We start from the raw sequence: 22,118 nt of genomic DNA, 5'->3' as shown, positions 1-22,118 counted from the left end.
GCCATGTGGAAGGAATTTTTCAAGTTTGACCTCGGCTATCAGCTGAAACAGCCGCTGCTGTGGATATTTGCCGTCATCCTCGCCTTGATGGCGTTTGGCGCCAGCAGCAGCGATTCGATCCAGGTCGGCGGCGCCATCGGCAACATCAACCGCAATGCGCCCACCGTGGTGGCGCAGCTGCTGACGATGTTCAGCCTGCTGTCTATGCTGCTCATCACCATCTTCATCGCCGGCGCCGTGCTGCGCGACAGCGAAGTGGGCATGGCCGACATGCTGTTCGCCACGCCCATGCGCAAGTGGGATTACCTGTTCGGCCGCTTTGCCGCCGGCTTCGTCGCCTGCCTGGTGATCTTTGCCGCCATCGCCCTGGCCATCATGCTCGGCCCCCTCATGCCCTGGGTCGACCCGCAGCGCGTGGGCGCGTTCTCGCTGCATGCGTACGCGTGGAGCTTCGGCGTGATGGTAATCCCGAACCTGCTCTTCATCGGCGCCCTGCTGATGCTGCTGGCGGCCACGACGCGCTCGATGTTGCTTGTCTACGTGGGCGTGCTGGGCTTTTTCGTGCTGTGGGGCATGGCCGGCGCCTTTACGCGCGACATCAACAACGAATGGATCGCCGTCCTGCTCGACCCGTTCGGCATGCGCGCGTTCGGCCGCATGACGCGCTACTTCACGTCCGCCGAAGCGAACGCCGGCCTGCCGCCGTTTGCCGGCTTCCTGCTGGCCAACCGCTTGCTGTGGCTGGCCATCACGGTGGTCCTGTTCGCCGCCACCGTGATCCTGTTCAAGCCGCAGCGCACGGGGACGGGAAAACGCCTGTTCGGCAAGCACAAGGCCGTGGCCACCGCGCCGGCCTTGGCGGCGCCGCTGCACCTGCCGCGCAGCGTCCCCACCTTTACGGGCGCGACAGCCTGGCGCCAGTGGTGGCAAATCCTGCGTTTCGACGCCGTCGGCGTGTTCAAGAGCGTGCCCTTCCTCGTCATGCTGCTGTTCGCCGTAATCAACCTGATCGCCGGGGCGAATATCGGCAAGAACATGTACGGCACGGCCGTGTATCCGATGACGCATTTGATGCTGCAAAATATCAACAACAGCTTCAGCTTCATGCTGATCATCATCGTCACCTTTTATGCGGGCGAACTGATCTTCAAGGAACGGCAAGCCAGGATCGCCGACGTCAGCGATGCCATGCCCGTGCCCAGCTGGGTGCCCCTGCTGGCCAAATGCACGGCCCTGGTCGGCGTCATCGCCGGTTACCTGCTGGTGGGCGTCATCGCGGCCATCGGTTTCCAGCTCTACAAGGGCGGCGCGCCCGTGGAACTGGGGCTGTACCTGAAAGGCACCCTGCTGGGCGCCCTCTTCTTCGTGCTGATGGCCTTGTGCGCCCTCACCCTGCAAGTGCTGTCAAATAACAAGTTCATCGGCTACCTGCTGGTGATCCTGCTGATGGTGGCGCAAATGGTGCTGGGCATGCTGCACTTCGAACACAATCTGTACGCCTTCGGCGGCACGCCGGCCATCAAGTATTCGGACATGAACGGCTATGGCCACTTCCTGGCCGGCTGGTCCTGGTTCGCGCTGTACTGGAGCCTGTTCACTGTGGCCCTCGTCATGCTGGCGCAGGCATTCTGGGTGCGCGGCCTGTCCGCCGACTGGCGTGCGCGCGTGCGCCTGGCGCGCCAGCGCCTGAGTGGCGGTGCAGGTGTCGCGCTGGCCCTGGTGCTGCTGTGCTGGGCCGGCACGGGCGGCTGGATCTTCTACAACACGAATGTGCTGAATCGGTACGAAACGGCGAATGTCAGCATGGACAAGCAGGCGCGCTACGAGAAATTGTACAAACAGTACAAGGACTTGCCGCAGCTAAAGATCACCGATATCCAGGCCGACGTGGATATCTATCCCGAGCAACGCAAAGTCTTGATCAAGGGCCACTACGTGCTGCAAAACAAGACGCAGCAGCCGCTCGACACCTTGCGCATCCAACTCAATCCGGACCTGGACACGCACTGGTTGAACTTGCCTGAGCACAAGGTGGCGCTGGACGACAAGGAAGCGGGCTTCAGCATCCTCAAGCTGGCCCGTCCCGTGGCGCCTGGCGCCGCCCTGCCGCTCGACTTCACGGTGGCCGTCACGCATGCGGGCTTTACCAACAGCGGCGCGCCTGACCAGGTCAACCTGAACGGCAGTTTCTTTAACAACCAGGCGTATTTCCCGCACTTCGGCTATGCCAAGGAAATGGAGCTGACGGACCGCAACGAGCGCCGCAAGCGGGGCCTGGGCGAACCGCAGCGCATGGCCAAGCTGGAAGACACCTCGGCGTATGGCAATACGGTCTTTGGCGGCGAGGCGGACTGGATCCATTTCGACACGACGGTATCCACCAGCGGCGAGCAGATCGCCCTGGCGCCCGGCTACCTGCAGAAGAGTTGGGAAAAGGATGGCCGCCGTTATTACCGCTACAAGATGGACCAGCCGATGATGCCGTTCTTCGCCTACCTGTCGGCGCGCTGGGAAGTCAAGAAAGACGCGTGGAAAGGCTTGCCGATCGAAATTTATTTCGATAAAAAGCATGGCTACAATACGCAGCGCATGATTACCTCCGTGCAAAAGTCGCTCGACTATTACACCACCGAGTTCACGCCTTACCAGCACAAGCAGGTACGCATCCTGGAATTCCCCGGCTACCAGAGCTTCGCGCAGTCGTTTGCCAATACGATCCCGTATTCGGAAGGCATCGGCTTCATCGCCGACCTGCGCGACAAGGATGACATCGATTATGTGTTCTACGTCACGGCGCATGAAATGGCGCACCAGTGGTGGGGCCATCAAGTGATCGGCGCCAACGTCCAGGGCGCCACCATGCTGATGGAGTCCTTGGCGCAATACTCGGCCCTGATGGTGATGGAAAAGGAATACGGGCGCGACAAGATGCGCCGCTTCCTGCGCTATGAACTGGACCGCTACCTGAGCGGGCGCGGCGGCGAAGCCATCGAGGAACTGCCGCTGGCGCGCGTGGAGGGACAGCAATATATCCACTACAACAAGGGCAGCCTGGTGTTCTACCGCCTGCGCGATGAAATCGGCGAGGAAGCGCTGAACCGTGCGCTGAAACGCTATCTGCAGGACAAGGGCTACCAGCAGGCGCCGTTCACCACGTCGTCGGAACTGCTGGCCTACATCCGCGCCGAAGCGCCGCAGGACAAGCAGGCGCTGATCACGGACCTGTTCGAGAAAATCGTCTTCTACGACAACCGCGTCACGCAAGCGAGCGCCGTACAGCGCAAGGACGGTCAGTGGGATGTCACCATGCAATTGCACTTGGCCAAACTGGAGTCCGACGGCAAGGGCAAGGAAAGCCCACGCGCCTACGACGAGCCGGTGGAAATCGCCATCTTCGCGCGCCCGGCAGGCGGCAAGGAAAAAGATGAAAAAGTCCTGTTCACCGACAAGCGCGTGTTGTCGGGCAGCGACCCCGTGATCACCATCACGGTGAAGGAAAAACCGTTTGAAGTGGGCGTCGATCCGTACAACAAGATGATCGACAGGGTTCCGCGCGACAACCGCAAGGAAGTCAGCGTGAATTAATCGATGGGGGTCTGACGGGGACGCCGATTCCCCGTCACCCCCCCATTCACGCCATCAACGGTACACCAATCCCCCGTCGATCAGCGGCGCCTGGCCCGTCATGTAATCGGCATCGGGCCCCGCCAGGAAGGAGACGAGCCCTGCCACGTCGTCCGGCGTCTCGGCGCGCCCCAGTGCGATGCCGTCCACATATTTTTTATACGTCGCGCCCAGCTCGGCGCCCGTCACTTCAGCCATGCGCTTGTCGATCTCGGTCCACATGTCCGTGCCGACGACGCCAGGGCAATACGCGTTGACGGTGATGCCGTCGGCCGCCAGTTCCTTGGCCGCCGCCTGCGTCAGCGCGCGCACGGCAAACTTGGTGGCCGAGTACACGCCCAGCAAGGCAAAACCGTCATGACCGGCGATGGAGCAGGCATTGATGATCTTGCCTTTCTGCTTGCGCTTCTTGAAGGTCTTGGCGGCCGCCTGGATGCCCCAGAGCGTCCCTTGCACATTGATACGCATGATGCGGTCGACCTCTTCCGGCGTGACGTCGAGCAGCGGCTGCACTTGTGCGATACCGGCGTTGTTGACGATGATGTCGAAGCCGCCCAGCTCCTGCTCGGCAAACGCCACCGCTTCGGTGACCTGAGCGAGCTGCGACACGTCGGCAATGAAGGTGACGGCGCGGCGTCCCAGCGCGCGCACTTCGGCGGCGGCCGTGTCCAGCTTTTCCTGGTTCAGATCCACCAGCGCGATATCGGCGCCATCCTTGGCCAGGCGCAAGGCGATAGCCTTGCCGATACCTTGCGCGGCCCCCGTGACGAGCGCGACTTTTCCGGAAATACTCATGCTGCGTTCCTTTCAGAGTAGTGAGAAGAGACGCTTCAGCCTACCTGAAATTGACATTAGGCCGCGCCTTGGAAACGTGCGTGGCCAGAAAAAGCGCACAGGTCAAGAAAGGACGAAAAAACGCGCCGATTTTGAGTCAGGACGACGCCCTGTTCATCGGTTCAAACAGCGGCGCGCAGGAATACCGCGGCCAGCTACAGTCTGGAGATAGGCTTGCGCGATTAAATAGGGGAGCTGCCGACGCGGTCGATACGGCCCGCATAACAGCCCCGCTTGGCATTGTGTACGTGAATATAACTGACGTCCGCATTGGCGAATAGTCGTGCAATGAGGGCTTCCATGGCAGTGCCATCGACCACGTCGGCATCGAGCATCATGCCATCGGCAGCATAGGCGCGCAGCGACAACATGCGCCGCCGCATCGATTCCGGCACCTGGTTGACGGCATCGTACGCTTGCGTGGCGCCCTCGCGGACAAAAATGGCGTGGCAAGCCCGGTAAGGCGTCATGGCGGGCTGGCACACATGATTCAATAACAGCACGGTCTCGCCCAGTTCGGCGTCCATCAGCGTTACACGGTCAGGAAATCCGGGGTGTTGGTCGACCACCTGACGCCGCATGCCCAGCGCCATTAACTCGGCATCGGACAAGGAAAAAAAGGGCAGAAAAGGTTCGGGCGACAAGCCCGTAATACGAAAATCCATGCTGTTCTCCGGCGTCGTCAAAACCACCATCAGACCAGCATCGGGACAGCGCCGCCATCCGCTTCTTGCCATGGAATGTGAGAATGCGTCACGAATCGCCTTCTAGCGCCCGTGCGCATAAAAAAAGCCTGCTTCACGGAGGAAGCAGGCTCTTTATCGGCAGTGTCTGACGGCAGGCCTCAGAACAGCGTGCTTAAAATGGGATGTCGTCATCCATATCCGAGAAGTTCGGCGCTGGCTTCGGTGCCGGGCGTGGCGCCGGTGCCGGAGCTGGACGCGGGGCTGGCGCCTGGCGCGGGGCCGGGGCGTCGTAGCCGCCGCCACCGCCACCACCGTAGCTGTCATCGCCACCGCCGGCGTCGCCGCCCATGCCGGAACGGCCGCCCAGCATTTGCATCTGTTCCGCGATGATGTCGGTTGCGTACTTCTCGACGCCGTCCTTGTCCGTGTATTTACGGGTTTGCAGACGGCCTTCGACGTAGACGGACGAGCCTTTTTTCAGGTATTGGCCGACGATTTCCGCCAGACGGCCGAAGAACGAGATACGGTGCCACTCTGTCAATTCTTTTTGTTCGCCCGTGTTGCGGTCCTTCGATTTGTACGAAGTGGCCACGGCGATGTTGGCGATCGCGTCGCCGCTAGGCATGTAGCGGATTTCCGGGTCACGGCCCAGATTGCCGACGATGATGACTTTGTTGACTGATGCCATGAATAACTCCTGATGAACTGCAGCGGGAGCCGGTGTCCCGCGCGTTAGTTTAGTGTACTAAACGAGGATTATAAGCGACCACGCGGCGCAAAGCACCCGCTTTCTGGCGGACGCCCTCTCCTGTGCGGCAGCACGTTTTTTTCACGGCAGGTGAAAACAAGAAACTTGAATACTGGTATTATATACAGTATTCAAACGTCAGTACGCATCTGCATCAAACTTTGTCAGGGCACGTTCGCCCGGCGGCGCAATCCGCCCATGGACGCCTCAGGCATGCAGAGCAAAACCCGGCTATAGTTACAGGTTGACCCGTTGTGGCTCCTCATCCGCCCCCAGGCACAATGCGCCGGCCGCACCACTCACTGAAAGCAAGGCAATCACATGGAACAGATCCGCATTCGCGGCGCTCGCACGCATAACCTCAAGAATATCAATCTCGATTTGCCGCGCAATAAGCTGATCGTGATTACCGGCTTGTCCGGCTCCGGCAAGTCGTCGCTGGCTTTCGACACCTTGTACGCGGAAGGCCAGCGCCGCTATGTCGAGTCGCTGTCGGCCTACGCGCGCCAGTTTTTGCAGTTGATGGAAAAGCCCGATGTCGACCTGATCGAAGGCCTATCGCCGGCCATCTCCATCGAACAGAAGGCAACGTCGCACAACCCGCGCTCGACCGTGGGTACCGTGACGGAAATCCATGATTATCTGCGCCTGCTGTATGCGCGCGTGGGTACGCCGTACTGCCCCGACCATCCGGAAAACGCGCTGGCCGCGCAATCTGTGTCGCAAATGGTCGATGCCGTGCTGGCCATGCCGGAAGACACCAAGCTGATGATACTCGCCCCCGTCGTCGCCAACCGCAAGGGTGAACACGTGGACCTGTTCGAGCAGATGCAGGCGCAGGGCTTCGTGCGCTTCCGCGTGCAAAGCGGCACGCATGCGGCCAAGATCTATGAAGTCGATGATCTCCCGAAACTGAAGAAAACGGAAAAACACACGATCGACGTCGTCATCGACCGGGTCAAGGTGAACCAGGAGATCAAGCAACGCCTGGCGGAAAGTTTCGAGACGGCCCTGCGCCTGGCCGATGGCCGCGCCATTGCCTACGAAATGGATACCGCCCAAGAGCATGTGTACTCCAACAAGTTCGCCTGCAATGTGTGTGGCTATTCCCTGCAGGAACTGGAACCGCGTCTGTTCTCGTTCAACAACCCGATGGGCGCCTGCCCGGAATGCGACGGCCTGGGACACATTGAATTCTTTGACCCGAAACGCATCGTCGCGTTCCCGAACCTGTCGCTCGCTTCGGGCGCCGTCAAGGGCTGGGACCGCCGCAACCAGTTTTACTTCCAGATGCTGTCGAACCTGGCCGCGTATTACGAGTTTGACTTGGACATGCCGTTCGAGCAGCTGGACTTGAATTCACAGCAAGCCGTGCTGTACGGTTCCGGCAAGCAAGTGATTCCATTTACCTATGTCAACGAACGGGGCCGCACCGTCATCAAGGAACACACGTTCGAAGGCGTGGTCAACAATCTGCAACGCCGCTACCGCGAGACGGATTCGATGGCCGTCAAGGAAGAATTGGCCAAGTTCATCAATGAAAAATGCTGCCCCTCATGCGATGGCGCACGCCTGCGCGTGGAAGCGCGCTTCGTCAAGGTCGGCACGGGCAAGCAGCAGCGCGCCATCTATGAAGTGGCGGGAAAACCGCTGCGCGAGACCCTGGAATTCTTTGAAAAACTGAAACTGACGGGCGCCAAGAAAGAGATCGCCGACCGCGTTGTCAAGGAAATCATTTCACGCCTAAAATTCCTCAACAATGTGGGCCTCGATTACCTGTCGCTGGACCGCAGCGCCGACACGCTCTCCGGCGGCGAAGCACAGCGCATCCGCCTGGCGTCGCAAATCGGCTCCGGTTTGACGGGCGTCATGTATGTGCTCGACGAGCCGTCGATCGGCTTGCACCAGCGCGATAATGACCGCCTGATCGAAACCTTGAAACACTTGCGCGACATCGGCAACAGCGTGCTGGTGGTCGAGCATGACGAGGACGCCATCCGCACGGCCGACTACATCGTCGACATGGGCATCGGCGCGGGCGTGCATGGCGGCGAGATCATCGCCGAAGGCACCTTGCAAGACATTCTCAAGAACAAGAAATCGCTGACGGCGCAATACCTGAACGGCAAGCTGAAAATCGCCGTGCCGGCCAAGCGCCACGCCAGCAATCCGGAAAAGCAGCTGGTCATTACTGGCGCGACAGGCAACAACCTGAAAAAGGTGTCGCTGAGCTTGCCTGTGGGCTTGATGACATGCGTGACGGGCGTGTCCGGCTCGGGCAAATCGTCGCTGGTCAACGATACCCTGTATCCGGCCCTGTCGCGCCATTTGTATGGTTCGCAGACAGAACCGGCGCCGCACGAGTCGATCAGCGGCCTGGAACACTTCGACAAGGTCATCTCCGTCGACCAGGCGCCGATCGGCCGCACGCCGCGCTCGAACCCCGCCACGTACACGGGCTTGTTTACACCGATCCGCGACCTGTTCTCCACGGTGCCGACGGCCAAGGAACGCGGGTACAGCGCGGGCCGCTTCTCGTTCAACGTCAAGGGCGGACGCTGCGAAGCGTGCCAGGGCGATGGCGTGATCAAGGTCGAGATGCATTTCTTGCCTGACGTCTATGTCCCGTGCGACGTGTGCCACGGCAAGCGCTACAACCGAGAAACGCTGGAAGTGCAATACAAGGGCAAGAACATCACGGAAGTGCTGGGCATGACGGTGGAAGAGGCGCATGAATTCTTCAAGCCCGTCCCCTTGATCGCGCGCAAGCTGCAAACCCTGCTCGACGTGGGCCTCGGCTACATCAAGCTGGGCCAGAGCGCCACGACCCTGTCCGGCGGCGAAGCGCAGCGCGTGAAACTGTCGCTGGAATTGTCCAAGCGCGACACGGGCCGCACCCTGTACATCCTCGATGAACCGACGACGGGCTTGCACTTCCACGATATCGACTTGCTGCTGAAAGTCATCCACCGCCTGCGCGACCAGGGCAACACTCTGGTGATCATCGAGCACAACCTCGACGTCATCAAGACTGCCGACTGGATCGTCGACCTGGGCCCGGAAGGCGGGGCTGGCGGCGGCCAGATCATCGCCACGGGCACGCCGGAAGACGTGGCGCTGAACCCGGCCAGCGTGACGGGTAAATACCTGGGGCCGCTGCTGAAGCAATAACGACGGCAGCGCAATAAAAAACGGCGCGGATTGCTCATGCAATCCGCGCCGTTTCTCTTTTTGATAGCACCCCAGTCATTGCCGGCGTGTCATTTATCGCACGCCAGTCTTTGCTGGCGTGTTTCTCCCCCACTACAACTCTCAACACCTGACAAGCTACTGCGCGGCGCGCTTTGCGGCCTGCGATGCTCACCGTGCTTCAGCACGGTTGCGCTTCTTAGCCACAAATCACTGCCGCTCGCTACGCTTGTCAGATGCCGCTTTACGCTAACTTAGTTATGCACTCAGCCGCTTTTCCAGCGCAGCCTTGTTATCTGCCAATTCCTGCGGCAGATGATACGCGAGTTTTTCAAACAACTGCGTATGCAATTTCAACTCTTCCACCCACGCGGCCTTGTCGATCGAGGTGATGGTGTCGAACTGTTCTTGCGTGAATGGCAGGCCATCCCAGTTCAGGTCGCCATACTGCGGCGTCGTGCCGAACAGGTTTTCCACGCCGCCGGCCTTGCCTTCGATACGCTCCAACATCCATTTGAGCACGCGCATGTTGTCGCCAAAGCCAGGCCAGACGAACTTGCCAGCGTCATCCGTACGGAACCAGTTGACGCAGTAGATCTTCGGTAGGGCGGCCGGGTTGACCTTGCCCACCTTGACGCCCATGTCCAGCCAGTGCTGGAAGTAATCGCTCATGTTATAGCCGATAAACGGCAACATGGCAAATGGATCGCGGCGCACGACGCCCATCTGGCCCACGGCCGCGGCCGTCGTTTCCGAGCCCATCGTGGCTGCCATGTAGACGCCTTCGACCCAGTTGCGCGCTTCGGTGACCAGCGGCACGGTGGTCGAGCGGCGGCCGCCGAAGATGAAGGCCGAGATCGGCACGCCGGCCGGATCGTCCCAGGCCGAGTCGATCACGGGGTTTTGCGTTGCCGCCACCGTGAAGCGGGCGTTCGGGTGCGCCGCCTTGGTACCGGACGCCGGCGTCCAGTCCTTGCCCTGCCAGTCGATCAAATGGCTAGGTGCTTCCTTGGTCAAGCCTTCCCACCAGACATCGCCGTCGTCCGTCAGCGCCACGTTGGTGAAAATCGTGTTGTCGCGCATGGACGCCATGCAGTTGTAATTGGTTTTTTCGTTGGTGCCTGGCGCCACGCCGAAGTAGCCCGCTTCCGGGTTGATCGCATACAAACGGCCATCGGCACCTGGCTTGATCCAGGCGATATCGTCGCCGATGGTGGTCACTTTCCAGCCATTAAAACTTGCCGGCGGGATCAGCATGGCGAAGTTGGTCTTGCCGCAAGCCGATGGGAACGCTGCCGCGACGTAATGCTTCTTGCCTTCCGGCGATTCCACGCCGAGGATCAGCATGTGTTCGGCCAGCCAGCCCGGGTTGTTGTCCGATGCTTGCGCTTCCTGGTAGCCCATGTTCGAGGCGATACGCAGGGCGAAACATTTCTTGCCCAGCAAGGCGTTGCCGCCGTAGCCGGAACCGAAGGACCAGATTTCACGCGTTTCCGGGAAATGCACGATGTACTTGGTGCTGTTGCACGGCCATTTCACATCGGCCTGGCCGGCAGCCAGCGGTGCGCCCACGCTATGCACGCACGGCACGAATGCGCCATCGGTACCCAGCACGTCGTACACGGCACGGCCCATGCGGGTCATGATCTTCATGTTGACGGCGACATACGGCGAATCGGACAGTTCCACGCCGATGTGCGCGATTGGCGAGCCCAGCGGGCCCATCGAGAATGGCACGACATACATGGTGCGGCCGCGCATGCAGCCATCGAACAGGCCGTTCAGAGTGTGGCGCATCTCGCCAGGCTCGGTCCAGTTATTCGTCGGGCCGGCCGCCTCTTTCGTTGCCGAGCAAATATACGTGCGGTCTTCGACGCGGGCCACGTCGCTCGGATCGGAGCAGGCCAGGTAGGAATTCGGGCGCTTTTCGGCATTGAGTTTTTTCATGGTGCCGCTGGCAACCATTTCGGCGCACAGGCGCTCGTACTCTTCTTGCGAACCATCGCACCAGTAGATGCGGTCTGGCTTGGTCAGCGCGGCAATGTCTGCCACCCAGTTGATCAGTTTCTGTTGTTTAATATAAGCTGGGACGTTGAGTGCGGCGACGCCACCCATGACGGGCTGATTCATATTACCTCCAATACCAATAAAAGAAATTCTGGTCGTTCCGGCAAGACAGGCAGCATCGTTGAGAGGTGGCTGCGGCTCACTGCGGGCGGCGTGTTCACGCGGGCAGGGCTCTGGTGTCGTGTCCGCCGCGGCGCTCGCGCCGGCGGCATTTACCTGGATCATGCTCCCGGGCTGCAGGAACAGTTTGCGCTATCACTATCATCAGGAAGCTTCAAAAGTGCCGGCGATTGTACACCCGCGTAACAGCTATTCTCGCAAAAATGTAGGAGAATAGCTTGACTAATGTAGTAGGCTATTCAGCATTTCCCGTATCCTGTTATTTCCCTACCAAATCCTCACTAAAATCGGCCATCCACCATGAAAATTGCCATACTCGATGATTACCAAGATGCCGTGCGCGGCCTCGATTGCTTCCAGTTGCTTGCCGGCCACGAGGTCAAAGTGTTCAGCAATACGGCGCGGGGCCTGGGCCAGCTGGCGATCCGCCTGGCGCCGTTCGACGCGCTGGTACTGATCCGGGAACGCAGCAGTTTCAACCGGGCCTTGCTGTCGAAACTGCCGAATCTGAAACTGATTTCGCAAACGGGCAAGGTCAGCGGCCACATCGATGTGGCGGCCGCCACCGAGCTGGGCATCGCCATCGCGGAAGGCATCGGCTCGCCCACGGCGCCGGCCGAACTGACATGGGCGCTGATCATGGCGGCGCAGCGCAAGATCGTGCCGTACGCGCAACATTTACAAGAAGGACTGTGGCAGACGTCGTCGCTGGAACCGGCACGCAACACGCTCGGTATGGTATTGAAAGGGCGCACCCTGGCGATCTGGGGCTACGGCAAGATCGGGCAATTGATCGCCGGCTACGGCCGCGCTTTCGGCATGAGCATCCTCGTGTGGGGCAGCGAAGCGAGCCGCGCGGCGGCCGTGGCGGCCGGCGATACGGCGGCAGAGTCGCGCGAGGCCTTCTTCGAGCAGGCCGACGTGCTGAGCTTGCACTTGCGCCTGTCCGACAAGACGCGCGGCCTGGTAACGAGCGAGGACCTGGCGCGCATGAAGCCGGCTTCGCTGTTCGTCAACACCAGCCGTGCCGAGCTGGTGGCCGATGGCGCGCTGGAAGCGGCGCTTCAGATGGGGCGCCCGGGCGCCGCCGCGCTGGACGTGTTTACGGACGAGCCGCTGCCGCCAGGCTCGCCATTGCTGCTGCTACCGAACGTGCTGGCCACGCCGCACCTGGGCTACGTCGAGCGTGACAGCTATGAACTGTATTTTCGCTACGCCTTGCAAAACATCGTCGATTTTACGCAGGGCCAATGCACGCGCCTGCTCAATCCCGAGGTGTTGCAACATGCGCGGCAAAGCCCTCAGGAACGCTGAAAACCCTTCAGCAAGTCCGGCTCGCCCGTGATGCCGATGGCGGGCGCAGGCAGCACGTGCCGGCCCCGCCACAGGCCGGCCCAGCCGGGCGGCCAGGCGATGTCCGGCCCACTGTACGACGCCACGCCAGCGCGCACGGCCACGACCGGCACGGGCGGCATGTCTTGCAGGGGCTCGCCTGCGGTGCGCTGCATATCCAGGCTGTACATGTAATTGGGCAATAAAGCGTCGCAGACGCGGCCAAACCAGTCGCTATGGTCGTCGTCGCGGCCCAGCGCCTGCGCCAGCCCCTGCGGGTCGAAGCGGGCCAGGGCATCGATCAGCTCGCCAGTGGTGGCGCCCGGGGAATCGCCCCAGCCCATCACGGGGTTGACGTTGTAATCGGCGCCCGAGCCATACCAGCCTTCGCGCCAGGGCCGCTGCATCCAGTCGCGCGGCCCCGTAAACAAATGCCAGCGCCAGTGCAAGCCGGACGGCTTGGGCCAGGCATACAGATACAGCTTTTGATAGCCGGCCTGGTGCAGCTCGCGCACCATGGCCATCAGACGCGCGTGCGGCATGCGGTCCGGCGGCGCGCGGCGAAACAGGATCGCTTCGCCATCGGCAAACTGCACGTCATCGGTCGACAGGTTCAGGTCCAGGGTCCGCGCTTCGCTGCCGAAACGGGCGGCGATCCAGCCCGTCAGCAAATTGACGGACGTGATCACCCCGTAACCGCGGTGGCGGTGAAAAATGACGGTGCCGGGAGCGAGCGCTTTCATACGGAGTCGGGGGGCAGGCAAACAAAGAAACCAGTGTACTCACAGATGGCCAATTTTTCCAGATGCGGCGCAAGCGCAGGCGGCAAGCACGCTGCCCCATCCGCAGCGCCATTCACGCAAGGGCATCAATCCACGATATCATGCGCGTCATTCTCCACTGACATCGTGACCACATCATGACATTGCGCATACTCGCCACCGGCGGCACTTTCGACAAGCACTACAACGAATTGAACGGTACCCTGGGCTTTTCCGACAGTCATTTGCCGGCAGCGATCGCCCGCGCGCGCATGACGGCGCCCGTGGCGCTGGAGCAATTGCCACTGCTCGACTCGCTCGACATGCAGGATGCGGACCGCCAGCGCGTGCTCGCTTCGTGCCGCGCGGCGCACGAGAAAGCCATCGTCATCATCCACGGCACCGACACCATGCGCGAAACGGCGCAAGTGCTGGGCGCGGCGAACCTGCAGCAAACGGTGATTTTGACGGGCGCCATGATTCCCTACGAGATCGACAACTCCGATGCCCTGTTCAACCTGGGCTTTGCCTGCGGCGTGGCGCAAACCTTGCCAGCCGGCGTGTATGTGGCCATGAACGGCCAGATCTTCGCCTGGGACAATGTGCAAAAGAACCGCGCCGCCGGCGTGTTCCAGCCTTTGTAAGCCGATGGCGGGACAGGGCGCACAAGCAGAACGGCCAACGCTCTGACTGACACTCTGTCACAATTCGACCAGCCCGCTTTCAGCGGGCTTTTTTACGTTTTTTTACTTTGCATAAATTCCGCAATACAACATTTTTCGTCTAATTATTGCTGGCAAAACATCGAATTGCCAATACAATAATTTTATGTTGCAAAAAAACGCCATTGATCATTTTTAAAAATGTAGATATTTATAAATATAAAATCTACATTTAACATTTAAATCAAATATTCTTCAGTATCTCGAATTTATTGCCAAATCCGACACGGTTGAGGTGCATTTTTTCTTGCTGAGACGACATAATGTTTGCCTCGACAAGTCAAAAGTGCATTTATAACAATATTGCACCAAGTAGTCTTCCACCTCCCACCGACGTGGTTCCGCCTACCGTACACGAGCACCGCAGACCATCTACCCGATGGCTATATCGGTGCTCGTGTGCCGCTTGTCGTTATTAAAACTACTACGGAGTAATTGTTACAATGGCATTCAAAGAAAAAATTGGCGTACGCAGCGTACGCCTGGCCCTGACCGTCCTGGCAGGCAGCGTCTTGTTCTCCGGCCAATCCATGGCGGACGAAGCAATTCAAAAAGTTGAAATTACCGGTTCGAGTATCAAGCGTATCGCTGTCGAAGGCGCACTGCCTGTACAGCGCCTGTCGCAAGAAGCGATCGCCAAATCGGGCGCCACTTCGGTAGCCGACCTGATCCAGGCCCTGCCAGCCATGCAAGGCTTCACCATCGGCGCAGTTGCTGCCGGTTCCGACTCGGGCGGCAATACCAGTGCATCGCTGCACGGTATCGGCGAGTCCTACACCCTGGTACTGCTGAACGGCCGCCGCATCGCGCCACAAGGCTCCGGCACCACGGTCAACCTGAACGCCATCCCAATGAGCGCCGTTGAGCGTGTCGAGATCCTGACCGACGGCGCTTCGGCCCTGTACGGCTCGGACGCCATCGCCGGCGTACTGAACTTCATCCTGAAGAAAAACCAGCAAGGCGCTACTCTGGAAGCCACTTATGGCGGTCCGGAAGACAAAGGCGGCAACGCCTGGAATACCAGCGTCACCTACGGTTTCGGCGACCTGGACGAAGACCGCTTCAACGTGCTGCTGTCGTACCGCCACGATGAGCAATCGAAACTGCGCGCCACCGACCGCGATTTCGCCGCCACCTCGTATGTGCCATTCAGCCGCAACGGCAACAACTATGTATGGGACCGCACCAGCACCTCGGCTTCGCCAGCAGGCGCCACTGTTGCCTACAATAGCGGTGCTAAATCGACAGCCTTTACGCCTTACCTGGCGATGAATGGCAAGTGCCCTGAAGACTCCTACAAGACGACCAGCAATGCACGCGCTTGTGGCTTCGACACGGGCTCCACCGTGGAAGTCGTACCGCAATCGAAACGTGACAGCCTGTTCTCCAAAGCTACGTACAAGCTGAACGACAACCTGAACGCGTTCGCCGAACTGGCCTACTCGCGCTACGACCTGACGGCGCGTATCGCCGCCAATCCGATCCCGATTTCGATCGCCAAGGGCAGCCCGCTGTACAACACCTATGTATCGCCGTACCTGACGCCAGCGCAACGTGCCGACGTCAAGTCGATCACCGCCAACTACCGCAGCACCGACTTCGGTCTGCGCGCCAGCAACACCATCACCGAAACCAAACACATGGTCGTTGGTGTGGAAGGCGAACTGGGCGCGTGGAACTTCGAAAGCGGCCTGACCTGGTCGCAAAACTCGATCGACGAGCGCTACACGGGCGGTTACCAGAAGAGCCAGGAGTTCAAGAACATCCTCGCCAATCCGGACTTCAACCCGTTCGCAGTGACGCAAAAACCATCGGTGCAAGCGCAAATCGCTGGTGCGCAGTTCGTTGGCTCCGTGCGTACCGCATCGACCACGATGCGCGGCGTCGATACGCACGGCTCGCGTGAATTGTTCAGCCTGCCAGGCGGCAAAGCCAGCCTCGGTATCGGTGGCGACTACCGCACCTATACCTATGAGCAATCGCCAGGCAGCAATGCCACCGGCGACGATATCTACAACTTCAACACCAAGGCCGCCTACGACATGAGCCGCGACACCTACGGCGCATTCGTCGAGTTGCTGGCACCGTTGACCAAGTCGTTCGAAATGACCGTTGGTGGCCGTCACGACGCCGTCAAGGCGATCGATGACAAGCTGAACAACAAAACTGTCGGCAAAAAAGACAGCGCCAATACCTACAAGGTATCGGCACGCTGGCAGCCAGTACAGACCGTGCTGATCCGCGGTTCCTACGGCACGGGCTTCAAGGCGCCAAGCATGCTGGAAATTGCTCAGCCACTGGTCAACGCCGGCTTTACCGCCAAGAAATTTGATTGCCCATACCCAGGCAACGCACTGTGCCGCGCGGAAGCAACGCAATACAACGCCGTGTCGCAAGGCAATCCGGATCTGCAATCGGAAAAGTCGAAACAGTTCACCCTGGGCTTCCGTGTCGAACCTAGCTCGGCCTTCTCGTTCGGCGCCGACCTGTGGGATGTGAAACTGCGCAATGCCGTGTCGGAAGTTTCCGAAGAGCAAGCATTTGCCGATCCGATCAAGTATGCGTCGAGCTTCGGCGAATACACCGAGCCATCGACCGGTATCACCTACTACTCGTTCAAGAAACTGTCGGTCAACATCGGCAAGAAGGAATACCGTGGTATCGACTGGGATCTGTCGGCCAACCACAAGTTCTCCTTCGGTAAGCTGACCGCCCAATTGAGCGGTACGCACATGTTGCACGCCAACTACACCAAAGCCGGTAGCGATAATATCTACACCAGCAACATGAACTTCTTCGGCGACACCAACGAAGTCACGTTCCGCAACCTGATGAAGCTGACGACGACCCTGGATACGGGCCGCCTGAGCAACACGGTAACGGTCAACTACCGTAACGGCTACACCGATGCAGCCGCTACCGTGTACAACCTGGCGACCCAGCAGGAAGAGAAAAACTTCCGCCTGCAAGTACCGTCGTACACCACGTTCGACTGGCAAGCACGTTTCGCCTTTGACAAGCAAACCACGATCCGCGCAGGCATCAAAAACCTGTTCGACCGTGCACCACCGCTGTCGCTGCGCGCTTCGTCGGGCCACCAGGTTGGTTTCGACCCACGCTACGCCGATCCAATGATGCGTTCGTTCTACATCACCGGCAACTACAAGTTCTAATGTGACGTTGTGAATTAGCTTGTCCGAAAGCGCCTTGCACTTCACCGTGCAAGGCGCTTTTTTTATGGCGCGACATATTGCGCAGACGAAAAAAAGGAGCCGCAGCTCCTTTTTTGTACCGGCATGACGGCTGTTACGCCGTCGCTTCGCCGCCCAATGCTTCGACCACGTCGGCCATCAGCTTGCTCAGCTCGCCCGTCATCAGCATCACGTCGCCGTCGAAACGCTCTTCGTCGTTCTTCGTGCTCGATTCCGTTTCCTTGATCACGTCGAGCGGCTTGACGCTCTTGATGGCCAGCGACTCCGTCAGCACGAACGAGATCTTGTCGTTCCACGTCATGGCCAGGCGCGTGCACTGCTTGCCGGCCGCGATGTGGCGGCGCACGTCGTCCGCTTCCAGGGTGTGGCGCACGTAGCGCACGGTGGCCTTGCTTTCGCCCGTGGCGCGCAATTCCGTATCCATGTCGACCGTGAAGCCGGCAGGCGCGTCGTCCGCCTGCAGCCATTCCGTCATCACCGCCACGGGCGAGCGCTGCACGCGCAGGCTTTCCAGCGGCAGTTTGTCGACGGCTTTCAACAGCAGCTTGATGACTTCATCGGCTTTCGCCGGGCTGGCGGCATCGACCACCAGCCAGCCATTGACGGGGTCGATCCACGTCCAGACGTTGCTGCGGATGCTGAAGGCGCGCGGCAGCAGCTCGTCGGCCACGCGTTCCTTCAATTCCTTCATGGCCTTTTTACCAGGCGCAAAGCCTTGCGCTTCTTCCATCTCGGCGGCGCGGGCCTTGGCCACCTGGTTGATGACGGTCGCTGGCAGCAGTTTCTTTTCCGTGCCCAGCAGGATCAGCATCTGTTTGTTGACCACGTGGACCAGGCCGCCGTTCGGGCGTGGCGTATCCCAGCCCTGGCGCATCAGATCCATGCTGGTCGCCGGCGTAAATTTGTTCGAGGACAGCGCCTCTTCCAGTTGTTCTGGCGTGTAAGCCCACGGTGCGGGCAGGCGGTAAATCTGAAGATTCTTGAACCACATAGTTTTTGTCTTCCGTTTGTTTCAGTAGTGCCAGGGGAACGCCATTCTACACTTTCGACACGGGAATGCCGTCAAAAGCGCGGACTGGCGCGGTGTTGTTGCTGCGTGGGGAATGCCGCTACAGGGCGGGAAACAGCTCCGCCTGGGCCGGCGCCTGCCGCGTCACGAGGGCCGGGTCGGACAAGGTCGAGATGCGCACGCCCAGCAGGCGGATTTTCTTGTCAAATGGCACGCGCCGCAAGCAATCGCGGCTGGCGCGCAGGATGGCGGCGGCATCCGCCGTGGCGCTGGGCAGGGTGATGTCGCGCGTGACGGTGCTGAAATCCTCGAAGCGCAGCTTGATGCCCACCGTGCGCCCCGCCAGCGATTGCTTGTCGAGGTCGCCCGCCACGCGCGTGCACAGGCTTTCCAGCTTTTCCGACAGGGTGGCGCGGTCGCGCACCACCTGCAAGTCGCGCTCGAACGTCGTTTCACGGCTGACGGACTTGGTTTCCCGGCTCGTCTGCACAGGCCTATCATCGATGCCCAGCGCCGCCTGGCGCAGCCAGCCCGTGTACAGGTCGCCGAACTGCGTGCGCAGCATGGCCATGTCGGCCCGGGCCAGTTCGCCAATGGTGACAATACCCAAGGCTTCCAGCTTGGCCGTTGCTTTCGGGCCGATGCCATTGATCTTTTTCGCCGGCAAGGGCCACACGCGCGTTTCAATATCCTCCGGGTTCAGGATGGTCAGGCCGTCCGGTTTTTCCAGGTCGGAACAGATTTTCGCCAGCAATTTGTTGGGTGCCAGGCCGATCGAGCACGACAGGCCCGTCGCTTCGAACACGGCCGCCTTCAGGCGCGCCGCCATGGCCGGCGCCTGCTCGCCGTATTCGGTGAGATCAACATAGATTTCATCGATGCCCACGTTCTGGATGATGGGGCACAACTGGGCCACGGCCTGCTTGAAGCGGGCTGAATAGTCGCGGTAGGCCTCGAAATCGGCCGGCAGCAGGATGCTGTCGGGCGCCAGCTTGGCCGCCTTCATGATGCCCATGGCGGAAAACACGCCGAACACGCGCGCCGCATACGTCGACGTGGTGACGACGCCGCGCCCCACGTAGTCGCGCATGCGCGCAAATTGCCGCGTGCCGTCTTCCTGCAGCACGGGCTGCTGCAGACGCCCACCGCCGATGACGACGGCTTCGCCGCGCAATTCCGGATATTTCAACAGTTCCACGGAGGCAAAGAAGGCGTCCATGTCCAGATGCGCTATCCAGCGGCGGGCTGCGGGTGGCTCGGGAAAGGGGGAGGCAGATGTGGTCAAGGACACCTCGCGGCGGGATACTGTAGTTATATACAGTATCGCTGGAAATGCCCATGGATGCAAGTTGAAACGCACGCGCAAGGCGGTTGCTTTTCTCAATAGCAAGATTACAATCCTGACACAACTATTCAAAGGAGTCGCCTTGTCTATCGCCCATCACGCTGCGCGCCGCCGGTCCGCCTGGTTATCCATCCTGCCGGCCCTGCTGCTGTCCTCGCTGGCGCCATCCGCGCTGGCCGCCGACGCCGCCACCGCTACCGTCGCCACCATGTCGGCGCCCGTTGCCGCCAAGACGGCCTGGCAGGAAACGCGCCACGGCACGGTCGTCACGGACGACTACCGCTGGCTGCAAAAGAAAACCGATCCTGCCGTGATCGATTACCTGAATGCGGAAAACGCCTACACGGCCGCCGTCACGGCCCCGATCCAGCCGCTGGCCGACAAGGTGACTGCGGAAGTCAAGGGACGCATGCAGGAAGTGGACCTATCCGTGCCTGCGCGCCAAGGCAATTTCTACTATTACACGCGCACGGAAGCAGGCAAGCAATACCCGATTCACTGCCGCCGTCCTGTCGGCAAGAACGGCGCCTACGATGCGCAGGCGCTTGAAGAAATCCTGCTCGACCAGAACCAATTGGCCGAAGGCCACAAATTCTTTGCCGTGCGCGCATTCAGCATCAGCCCGAATGAACAACTGCTGGCCTACACCACCGACACGACGGGTTTCCGCCAGTACGAATTGCATGTCAAGAATTTGAAGACGGGCAAGCTGCTGGACGACACCATGCCGCGCGTGACCTCGCTGGCGTGGGCGGCCGATAACGCCACCCTGATGCTGGCGCAGGAAGACGTCACCACCAAGCGCTCGGACCGATTGTTCCGCCTGGCCTTGGGCGGTGAGGCGCAACAGGTTTACCACGAGCAGGTGGAACAGTTCGCCATCAATGTAGGCCGCACGCACGACAAGCAGTTCTTCGTGCTCACCTCGGGCAGCACGGATACGAGCGAAGTGCTGCTGCTGCCAACCAGCAAGCCGCAAGGCAGTTTCCAATCCGTGCTGAAGCGCGAAAAAGGCCACCGCTACATCGTCGAGCACCGCGACGGCCAGCTGTATATCGTCACCAACAAGGATGCGAAGAATTTCCGTGTCGTCAGCGCGCCATTGTCCGCGCCGCAGCCGAAGAACTGGAAGAGCGTCGTGCCGCATAACAAGGATGCCGTGATCCAGTCCATCGACGTCTTCCAGGGCTACCTGGTGGTGATGGAAAAGGCGCGCGCCCTGAACCGCGCCCGCATCTACGATTTCGCACATAAAAACTGGAAGACGGTGCAGTTCGACGACCCAGTCTACCTGGCCACGTCCGTCGGCACGCCGGAGTTTTCCGCCACGCAATTTCGCATGTCCTACCAGTCGCCCGTCACGCCGCCCACCGTCATCGACGTGGCGATGCAAGACGGCAAGCGCACGGTGCTCAAGCAGCAGGAAATCGTCGGCGGCTTTGATGGCAGCCGCTACACGACGCAGCGCCTGTGGGTGACAGCGCGCGATGGCGTGCAAGTGCCGCTGTGGGTCGTCTACAAGAAAGGCGTCAAGCTCGACGGTTCCGCGCCGCTGCTGCTATATTCGTATGGTTCGTATGGCATCTCGACGGAAGCCAGTTTTTCCATCAGCCGCATCAGCCTGCTGGACCGTGGCGTCATCTATGCGCAAGCGCATATCCGCGGCGGCACAGACATGGGCGAAGCGTGGCATGAAGACGGCATGCTGATGAAGAAGAAAAACACCTTCAATGACTTCATCGACAGCGCCGACTACCTGGTGCGTGAAAAATGGACGAGCCCGAGCCGCCTGATCATCCAGGGCGGCAGCGCCGGCGGCTTGCTGATGGGCGCCGTCGTCAACATGCGCCCCGAGCTGTTCCACGCCGTGCACGCGGCCGTGCCCTTCGTCGACGTGATGAACACGATGATGGACGCCAGCCTGCCGCTGACGACGGGCGAGTACCTGGAATGGGGCGACCCGAACCAGAAGGCGGCCTACGACTACATGCTCAGCTACTCGCCATACGACAACATTGCGCGCAAGAATTACCCGGCCATGCTGGTGACGACGGGCCTGAACGACAGCCAGGTCATGTACTGGGAACCGGCGAAATACGTGGCCAAGCTGCGCGCGTACAAGACGGACGGCAATCCCCTGCTGCTGAAAACGAATATGGGCGCCGGCCATGGCGGCGCCTCGGGCCGTTACAACGCCATCGCCGAGAACGCATTCAATATGGCGTGGATGCTGTCGCAGTGGAATATCACGGAATAATGTGAAAAAAGCGCTTGCAGAAGGATTTTGTCCGTCCTATAATAGCGCCTCTTCCAGACGTGGTGACAAACGTCGGGATGGTTTTCTGAGACAAGCAACGGGTGCTTAGCTCAGTTGGTAGAGCGGCGCCCTTACAAGGCGTAGGTCGGGAGTTCGAGCCTCTCAGCACCCACCAAATCAGAAAACTGTCCAGTGCTTCATGGATCAGCAAT

The 22,118-nt window shown here is 60.2% G+C and carries 13 protein-coding genes and 1 tRNA gene; 7 read left to right on the top strand and 7 right to left on the bottom strand.

Annotated features, from left to right (window positions below; genetic code table 11):
- The first annotated feature begins 3 nt into the window (after positions 1-3).
- Positions 4-3,585 (top strand): ABC transporter permease/M1 family aminopeptidase, encoded by a 3,582-nt coding sequence (locus V3C40_RS27000; RefSeq protein ID WP_331778999.1) that lies wholly within the window; start codon positions 4-6, stop codon positions 3,583-3,585.
- A 54-nt stretch (positions 3,586-3,639) separates the two neighbouring features.
- On the opposite strand, the gene V3C40_RS26995 is transcribed toward V3C40_RS27000, so the two are convergent.
- The 3 genes from V3C40_RS26995 to ssb all read right to left on the bottom strand — a co-directional run bounded on the left by V3C40_RS26995 (position 3,640) and on the right by ssb (position 5,832).
- A complete protein-coding gene (locus V3C40_RS26995; protein WP_331778998.1) occupies positions 3,640-4,419 on the bottom strand; it encodes an acetoin reductase in 780 nt (259 codons plus the stop codon).
- Between the two features lie 221 nt (positions 4,420-4,640).
- A complete protein-coding gene (locus tag V3C40_RS26990) occupies positions 4,641-5,153 on the bottom strand; it encodes a DUF1203 domain-containing protein (protein ID WP_331778997.1) in 513 nt (170 codons plus the stop codon).
- A 163-nt stretch (positions 5,154-5,316) separates the two neighbouring features.
- Positions 5,317-5,832 (bottom strand): single-stranded DNA-binding protein, encoded by a 516-nt coding sequence (ssb, locus tag V3C40_RS26985; protein ID WP_034754418.1) that lies wholly within the window; start codon positions 5,830-5,832, stop codon positions 5,317-5,319.
- Positions 5,833-6,213: 381 nt separating this feature from the next.
- On the opposite strand from ssb, the gene uvrA reads away from it, so the two are divergent.
- On the top strand, positions 6,214-9,063 hold the full coding sequence (uvrA, locus tag V3C40_RS26980) for an excinuclease ABC subunit UvrA (RefSeq protein ID WP_331778996.1): 2,850 nt from the start codon (positions 6,214-6,216) through the stop codon (positions 9,061-9,063).
- Positions 9,064-9,339: 276 nt separating this feature from the next.
- Here the strand turns inward: uvrA and V3C40_RS26975 are convergent, their stop codons facing one another.
- Positions 9,340-11,211 (bottom strand): phosphoenolpyruvate carboxykinase (GTP), encoded by a 1,872-nt coding sequence (locus tag V3C40_RS26975; protein ID WP_319993507.1) that lies wholly within the window; start codon positions 11,209-11,211, stop codon positions 9,340-9,342.
- A gap of 357 nt (positions 11,212-11,568) precedes the next feature.
- Here V3C40_RS26975 and V3C40_RS26970 point away from each other — a divergent pair, with 357 nt between their 5' ends.
- A complete protein-coding gene (locus V3C40_RS26970; protein WP_331778995.1) occupies positions 11,569-12,582 on the top strand; it encodes a D-2-hydroxyacid dehydrogenase family protein in 1,014 nt (337 codons plus the stop codon).
- On the opposite strand, the gene V3C40_RS26965 is transcribed toward V3C40_RS26970, so the two are convergent.
- The gene (locus tag V3C40_RS26965; RefSeq protein ID WP_331778994.1) at positions 12,570-13,343 is read right to left on the bottom strand and encodes an L-asparaginase; all 774 of its coding nucleotides are present in this window, start codon (positions 13,341-13,343) and stop codon (positions 12,570-12,572) included. The two genes, V3C40_RS26970 and V3C40_RS26965, sit on opposite strands and share 13 nt — an antisense overlap.
- A gap of 176 nt (positions 13,344-13,519) precedes the next feature.
- Here V3C40_RS26965 and V3C40_RS26960 point away from each other — a divergent pair, with 176 nt between their 5' ends.
- Together V3C40_RS26960 and V3C40_RS26955 are read left to right on the top strand one after the other, a co-directional pair.
- Positions 13,520-14,005, top strand: a complete 486-nt coding sequence (locus V3C40_RS26960; protein WP_034754431.1) for an asparaginase domain-containing protein — start codon at positions 13,520-13,522, stop codon at positions 14,003-14,005.
- A 521-nt stretch (positions 14,006-14,526) separates the two neighbouring features.
- Complete coding sequence (locus V3C40_RS26955) at positions 14,527-17,256, top strand: TonB-dependent receptor (RefSeq protein WP_331778993.1); 2,730 nt, start codon at positions 14,527-14,529, stop codon at positions 17,254-17,256.
- 133 nt (positions 17,257-17,389) lie between these two features.
- Here the strand turns inward: V3C40_RS26955 and V3C40_RS26950 are convergent, their stop codons facing one another.
- Positions 17,390-18,286 (bottom strand): recombination-associated protein RdgC, encoded by an 897-nt coding sequence (locus V3C40_RS26950; protein ID WP_034754435.1) that lies wholly within the window; start codon positions 18,284-18,286, stop codon positions 17,390-17,392.
- Between the two features lie 118 nt (positions 18,287-18,404).
- Entirely contained in the window at positions 18,405-19,589 is a 1,185-nt protein-coding gene (dinB, locus tag V3C40_RS26945; RefSeq protein WP_442907318.1) for a DNA polymerase IV, read from the bottom strand.
- Positions 19,590-19,731: 142 nt separating this feature from the next.
- Between dinB and V3C40_RS26940 the strand changes: the two genes are divergently transcribed.
- Both V3C40_RS26940 and V3C40_RS26935 read left to right on the top strand, forming a co-directional pair.
- Positions 19,732-21,906, top strand: a complete 2,175-nt coding sequence (locus tag V3C40_RS26940; RefSeq protein ID WP_331778992.1) for a S9 family peptidase — start codon at positions 19,732-19,734, stop codon at positions 21,904-21,906.
- A gap of 99 nt (positions 21,907-22,005) precedes the next feature.
- Positions 22,006-22,081 (top strand) — tRNA-Val (locus V3C40_RS26935).
- Positions 22,082-22,118 lie beyond the last annotated feature (37 nt).

It is taken from the genome of Janthinobacterium sp. LS2A, from assembly GCF_036543145.1.
Lineage (GTDB): Bacteria > Pseudomonadota > Gammaproteobacteria > Burkholderiales > Burkholderiaceae_D > Janthinobacterium > Janthinobacterium aestuarii.
The sequence above is the reverse complement of the archived record's forward strand: the minus strand, read 5'-3'. Positions and strand labels throughout refer to the sequence as shown.